Origin of the sequence: Streptomyces sp. (genome assembly GCF_035645055.1) — a bacterium.
Classification (GTDB): Bacteria; Actinomycetota; Actinomycetes; order Streptomycetales; family Streptomycetaceae; genus Streptomyces.
Window position 1 is genome coordinate 112,481 of sequence record NZ_DASQNH010000086.1, and the last position, 6,281, is coordinate 118,761.

General features: G+C 72.1%; 8 protein-coding genes. All 8 read right to left on the reverse strand.

Features of this window, described 5'->3' with window-relative positions; translation table 11 throughout:
- Window positions 1-38 precede the first annotated feature (38 nt).
- The 8 genes from lgt to VE614_RS28315 all read right to left on the reverse strand — a co-directional run bounded on the left by lgt (window position 39) and on the right by VE614_RS28315 (window position 6,215).
- On the reverse strand, window positions 39-1,082 hold the full coding sequence (gene lgt / locus VE614_RS28280) for a prolipoprotein diacylglyceryl transferase (RefSeq protein WP_324943211.1): 1,044 nt from the start codon (window positions 1,080-1,082) through the stop codon (window positions 39-41).
- 81 nt (window positions 1,083-1,163) lie between these two features.
- A complete protein-coding gene (locus VE614_RS28285) occupies window positions 1,164-1,940 on the reverse strand; it encodes a thioredoxin domain-containing protein (RefSeq protein ID WP_324943214.1) in 777 nt (258 codons plus the stop codon).
- A 100-nt stretch (window positions 1,941-2,040) separates the two neighbouring features.
- On the reverse strand, window positions 2,041-2,856 hold the full coding sequence (gene trpA, locus VE614_RS28290) for a tryptophan synthase subunit alpha (protein WP_324943217.1): 816 nt from the start codon (window positions 2,854-2,856) through the stop codon (window positions 2,041-2,043).
- Complete coding sequence (trpB, locus tag VE614_RS28295) at window positions 2,853-4,136, reverse strand: tryptophan synthase subunit beta (protein WP_324943220.1); 1,284 nt, start codon at window positions 4,134-4,136, stop codon at window positions 2,853-2,855. Before trpB ends, trpA begins: the two co-directional genes overlap by 4 nt.
- Before the next feature lie 84 nt (window positions 4,137-4,220).
- A complete protein-coding gene (gene trpM / locus VE614_RS28300; RefSeq protein WP_324943223.1) occupies window positions 4,221-4,418 on the reverse strand; it encodes a tryptophan biosynthesis modulator TrpM in 198 nt (65 codons plus the stop codon).
- 22 nt (window positions 4,419-4,440) lie between these two features.
- Window positions 4,441-5,250, reverse strand: a complete 810-nt coding sequence (gene trpC, locus VE614_RS28305) for an indole-3-glycerol phosphate synthase TrpC (RefSeq protein WP_043499990.1) — start codon at window positions 5,248-5,250, stop codon at window positions 4,441-4,443.
- 139 nt (window positions 5,251-5,389) lie between these two features.
- A complete protein-coding gene (locus VE614_RS28310) occupies window positions 5,390-5,842 on the reverse strand; it encodes a DUF2752 domain-containing protein (protein ID WP_324943227.1) in 453 nt (150 codons plus the stop codon).
- Window positions 5,843-5,927: 85 nt separating this feature from the next.
- A complete protein-coding gene (locus tag VE614_RS28315; protein WP_324943259.1) occupies window positions 5,928-6,215 on the reverse strand; it encodes an HGxxPAAW family protein in 288 nt (95 codons plus the stop codon).
- Window positions 6,216-6,281 lie beyond the last annotated feature (66 nt).

The window sequence follows — 6,281 nt, forward strand, 5'->3', positions numbered from 1 at the left end:
AAGATCTCCGGGCGCCCTCGGTGACGTGGGAAACGCCGTCAGCCCTTCTTCGCCGACTCGGCCTCGCCCTCGGCGTCCTGGTCCCGGACGTTCCGGTCCCGGACGCCCTGGTCCTCGACGTCCCGGTCCCCGGCCTTCTCGTCCTTGCCTGCCGTCTCGGCCCTGTCCGCATTCTCGGCCGTCCCGGCCGTCCCGGCCGTCTCCGCGTCGGGCTCGTCCCCGGCCTCCCCGGCCCTGTTCTCCGTGCCGCCGCCGTCGGACGGCTGGGCCCCCGGCTCCACCACGCCCTCCCGGCCCGGACGCTTCTTCGCCGACACCACGATGTAGACCACGGCGAGCAGGAAGACGAACAGCGCGGTCCAGTTGTTCAGCCGCAGGCCCAGCATGTGGTGGGCGTCGTCGACGCGCATGTACTCGATCCAGAACCGGCCCGCGCAGTACGCGGCGACGTACAGCGCGAAGGCACGGCCATGGCCCAGCTTGAAGCGCCGGTCGGCCCAGATCACCAGCACCGCCACGCCCACGCACCACAGGGACTCGTACAGGAACGTCGGGTGGTAGTACCCGGGCAACCGGCCGTCGGCGGTGGAGGTGATGTGCAGCGCCCACGGCAGATCGGTCTCGCGCCCGTACAGCTCCTGGTTGAACCAGTTGCCCCAGCGGCCGATCGCCTGCGCGAAGGCGATGCCGGGGGCGACGGCGTCGGCGTAGGCGGGCAACGGGATGCCGCGGCGGCGGCAGCCGATCCACGCGCCGAGCGCGCCGAACGCGATCGCGCCCCAGATGCCGAGACCGCCCTCCCAGATCTTGAAGGCGTCCACCCAGTCACGGCCCTCGCTGAAGTACAGCTGATAGTCCGTGATGACGTGGTACAGCCGACCGCCGATCAGGCCGAACGGCACCGCCCAGACAGCGATGTCGGCGACCGTGCCGGCCCTCCCGCCGCGGGCGATCCATCGCTTGTTGCCGAGCCAGACGGCAACGAAGACACCGATGATGATGCAGAACGCGTAGCCGCGCAGCGGGATGGGGCCGAGGTGGATCACCCCGCGCGACGGACTGGGAATGTAGGCAAGTTCCATGGCAGGGTCGACGCTACCGTGCCGGACCGGCCCGGCGTCGGGCAGCCCGGCTACGGGTCCATAACAGGCCGGTGCCCGGTGTCACCCCTTGGCCGCCTCCTGCACCTGCTGCTTGAGCTTGGCCGGGGTCATGGTCCGGTCCTGGTAGATGTTCGCGCCGTTCAGCAGGACGGTCGGGGTGCCGCTGAAGCCGCCGTTGCTGAAGGCCTGGGCGGACTTGTCGACCCAGGTGTTGTGCGTGCCGTCCTCCACGCACGTGCGGAACGCGGGCGTGTCCAGGCCGTCGACCTTGCCGGCCAGCTCGATCAGCTTGTCCGTCTTCGCGAACGCGTCGTCGGTCTCGGGCGGCTGGTTGTCGAACAGCACGTCGTGGTACTCGACGAACTTGCCGGCGTCCTGGGCGCAGGCCGCGGCGTTCGCCGCGGTGCGGGAGCCGCTGCCGCCCATGTTGCCGTCGATGATCGTGGCCAGGCGGTACTCCACCTTGAGCTGGCCGGCGTCCGTCAGCTCATGGATCGTCGAGCGGTAGTTGGTCTCGAACGACTTGCAGGCCGGGCAGCGGAAGTCCTCCCAGATGGTGAGCGTCGACCCGGCGCCGCTCTCACCGACCGGGATGACGAGGCTGTCATCGCCGTTGGCCCCCGAGGGCGCCACCACCGGGCCCGCGCTGTCGCCGCCGTCGTCCTTGCCCGCGTTGGCGGCGACCACGCCGATCACCGCCGCGAGGCCCAGCACGCAGACGACGCTCGCGCCCACGATCAGCGCCCGGCGCCGCTTCTCCGCGGCCTTCTGCTTCTCGCGCTCCGCTGCCAGCCGTTCCCGGGCGGTGCGCTTCGCGTCACGGTTCTTCTCGCTCACACCCGCAGAACGAACCGGGGAGGCGCAGCGCGCCTCCCCGGCTCCAGGTCCACCCGTTCGAGCGACCCGTACGACGATCGGGTCTGTCGCTCCCCGTCCGCTACGCCTGTCCGCGCACGCCCTTCGCCAGCTCGCCCGCGAGCGCGCGGACGGCCTCCAGACCGGCCGCGTGGTCGGGGGCGTCCAGCATCCGCTTGACGAAGGCCGAGCCGACGATCACCCCGTCGGCGAACCCGGCGACCTCGGCGGCCTGCGCCGCGTTGGAGACGCCGAGGCCGACACAGACCGGCAGTCCGGTGGTGGCGCGGGTGCGCTCCACCAGGTTCTGCGCCTGCGCGCCGACCGACTCGCGGGTGCCCGTGACGCCCATCAGGGAGGCGGCGTACACGAAGCCGCTGCCCGCCGCGGTGATCTCGGCGAGCCGCTCGTCCTTGCTGCTGGGCGCCACCACGAAGACGGTCGCGAGTCCGTGCTTCTCGGCGTGCTCCCGCCACAGCGCCGACTCCTGCACGGGCAGGTCGGGCAGGATGCAGCCCGCGCCGCCCGCCTCGGCCAGCTCGGCGGTGAACCGCTCGACGCCGTAGCGGTCGATGGGGTTCCAGTACGTCATGACCAGGACCGGCTTGCCGGTGGCCCGGTGGGCCTCGCGGACCGTCCGCATCACGTCGGCGATCTTCACTCCGCCGCGCAGGGCGATGTCGTCGGCGGTCTGGATGACCGGGCCGTCCAGGACCGGGTCGCTGTGCGGCAGACCGACCTCGACGATGTCCGCGCCGCCGTCGAGGACGGCCTTGATCGCGTCGATGCCGCCGTCCACGGTCGGGAACCCGGCCGGGAGGTAGGCGATGAGGGCGGCGCGGCCCTCGGCCTTCGCCGCGGCGAGAGTGTCGGTCAGCAGCTCGATGTTCCCGCTCACTTGGCGTCCCCCTCGATCTCGGCGGTGCCCGAGGCGTCCTCGGCGACCTCGGCGTCGGTGTCGTACAGGCCGAAGTAGCGCGCGGCGGTGTCCATGTCCTTGTCGCCGCGGCCGGACAGGTTGACCACGATCAGCCCGTCCGCGCCGAGTTCCCGGCCGACCTCCAGGGCGCCGGCCAGGGCGTGGGCGCTCTCGATGGCGGGGATGATGCCTTCGGTGCGGGACAGCAGGCGCAGTGCCTGCATGGCCGCGTCGTCGGTGACCGCGCGGTACTCGGCGCGGCCGGTGTCCTTGAGGTAGGAGTGTTCGGGGCCGATGCCCGGGTAGTCCAGACCGGCCGAGATGGAGTACGGCTCGGTGATCTGGCCCTCCTCGTCCTGGAGGACGTAGGAGCGGGAGCCGTGCAGGATGCCGGGCTCGCCCGCGGTCAGGGTCGCCGCGTGCTCGCCGCTCTCCACGCCGTGCCCGGCGGGCTCGCAGCCGATGAGGCGGACGCCCGCGTCGGGGATGAACGCGTGGAACAGGCCGATGGCGTTGGAGCCGCCGCCGACGCAGGCGATGGCGGCGTCGGGCAGGCGTCCGGCGCGCTCCAGGAGCTGACGGCGGGTCTCGACGCCGATGACCCGGTGGAAGTCGCGGACCATCGCCGGGAAGGGGTGGGGGCCGGCGACCGTACCGAACAGGTAGTGGGTGTGGTCGACGTTGGCGACCCAGTCGCGGAACGCCTCGTTGATGGCGTCCTTGAGGGTGCGGCTGCCCGACTTCACGGCGATGACCTCGGCGCCGAGCATGCGCATCCGGGCGACGTTGAGGGCCTGCCGCCGGGTGTCGATCTCACCCATGTAGATGGTGCAGTCGAGGCCGAACAGCGCGCAGGCGGTCGCCGTGGCGACGCCGTGCTGGCCGGCGCCGGTCTCGGCGATGACGCGGGTCTTGCCCATGCGTTTGGTGAGCAGGGCCTGGCCGAGCACGTTGTTGATCTTGTGGGAGCCGGTGTGGTTCAAATCCTCGCGCTTGAGGAACACCCGGGCGCCGCCGGCGTGCTCGGCGAAGCGGGGGACCTCGGTGAGCGCCGACGGGCGGCCCGTGTAGTTGACGAGCAGATCGTCCAGCTCGCGGGCGAACTCCGGGTCGTTCTTGGCCTTCTCGAACTCCACGGCGACCTCGTCGACCGCGGCGACGAGGGCCTCCGGGATGAACTTGCCGCCGAACGCCCCGAAGTAGCCATGGGGGTTCGGGACCTGGCCCTCCGGGTCGGGGATGAAGAAGTTGCTGGGCATGCTTGAGCCTCACGGTGAGTGTGGTGAAAAGACACTGTTCGCCGTGGGGGCGGAGACGGTCGGTCGACTGCCGGCCGTTCGTGGCTAGTCGCGCAGTTCCCCGCGCCCCTGAGGGGCGCGCTGCCATCGACGCCCGTTGACCTGCCCGGGCTCGTCCCCGATGACGTACCGCACGCGGCGGCCGTGCACCCGGCGGGCGGGGGCACGGCAGCCCCGGGGACGGCAGCCGCGCGCGAGGCGGGCGTACGGGTCCCGGGTCGGTGAGGTGGTCGGCACGGTCATCAGGGTCAAGCCTAGCGGGGGATCAGCCGCGCCCGTGGCGCAGTGCCGGATGTTCGCCCGCGGCCACCAGGTCGGCGACGGCCGTCTTCGGGTCCTTGCCCGTGACCAGCGACTCGCCGACCAGGACCGCGTCGGCGCCGGCGTTGGCGTAGGCGATCAGGTCGTGCGGGCCGCGGACACCGGACTCGGCGACCTTGACGATGCTGTCCGGGATCTCCGGGGCCACCCGCTCGAAGGTGCCGCGGTCGACCTCCAGCGTCTTCAGGTTGCGCGCGTTGACGCCGATGACCTTGGCGCCCGCGTCGACCGCGCGCTCGACCTCGTCCTCGTCGTGGACCTCGACGAGCGGGGTCAGGCCGATGGAGACGGCCCGCTCGATCAGCGACTCCAGGGCGGGCTGGTCGAGGGCGGCGACGATCAGCAGGGCGAGGTCGGCGCCGTAGGCGCGGGCCTCCCAGAGCTGGTAGGAGGTGACGATGAAGTCCTTGCGCAGGACGGGGATGTCCACGCGCGCGCGCACCGCCTCCAGGTCGGCGAGCGAGCCGCCGAAGCGGCGCTCCTCGGTGAGGACGGAGATGACGGCAGCGCCGCCCGCCTCGTAGTCCGCGGCGAGGCCGGCGGGGTCGGCGATCGCGGCCAGCGCGCCCTTGGACGGGCTGGAGCGCTTGACCTCGCAGATCACCTTGACGCCGTCGCCCCTCAGCGCGGCGACCCCGTCCTTCGCGGCGGGAGCCTTCGCCGCGCGCTCCTTGAGCTCGTCGAGGCTGACGCGCGCCTGCCGCTCCGCGAGGTCGGCACGGACTCCGTCGATGATCTCGTCGAGCACACTCACGCGAGCGGCCCCCTTCCAGTCGGCTGACTGTCACAGCGGTCGGTCGGAACCTATGGTCATTGCGATGGTATCCGGAGGAAGGCGAAGGCTTCGCATCCGGTTGACGCCCGATCCCACTACCTGGACACCGATGCGGTGATCAAGGATGCAGCCAGCCGCCGAACGGCAGGTTCCGGACAACGGTGAAGACCAGCACCAACGCGCCGGCGGCCCACAGGTACGCGGAGCGCGGGTCGAGGCGGAACGGCCGGCCGCGCACGGCGCGGACCACCCATACGGTCCATGCCACGGCGAACAGCGCGTATCCGGCGACCGCCACCGCGTTGGCCTGGAGGGCGGCCGGGAGGTCGCCGTGGACGACGGCGTGCGCGCTGCGCAGTCCCCCGCAGCCGGGGCAGTACAGGCCGGTCAGCCGCAGCAGCGGGCAGGCCGGATAGTGGCCGGGCTCGTTGGGGTCGACCGCGCCGACGTACGCGAAGGCCGCGGCGACGGCCGCCAGCATCCCGGCGGGCACGGCCAGCCGGGCAGCGACCGGTGTGGGGGCGCGGCGGGCGGAGTTCACCGTCCGGGGGTCGGGGCTCACGCCTCGCATTGTGCCCCGCGCGGGGTGCGGACGCGCGTGAGGGGCGGCCGGCGGGCCGCCCCTCGACGAGTTCGCTGTGGTGTGCCGCGCCGGATCAGCTCTCGGCGGCGACCGGCTCGCGCGTGGCCGCGGCGGCCTTCGGCTTCGCCTTGGCGGCGCCGTCCGCCATCTTCAGCGGCTGCGCCTTCGGCATGCCCAGGCCCATCGCGCGCATCACGCCGCCCACGACACCACCGAGGAGCACGATGGCCATGCCCGCCCAGAAGCCCAGCGGGTTGGCCATCACCATGAAGGCACCCGCGACGGTGAAACCGATGAAGGCGATGATGACACCGGTCCAGGCGGCCGGGGTGTGACCGTGCCCGTGGCTGCTGTCCGCCATTGCTTGCTCCTCGTAGCCGTGTACGTGTGTGAGCCTGACGCTCGTCGTCCATTGTCCCGTACGCCC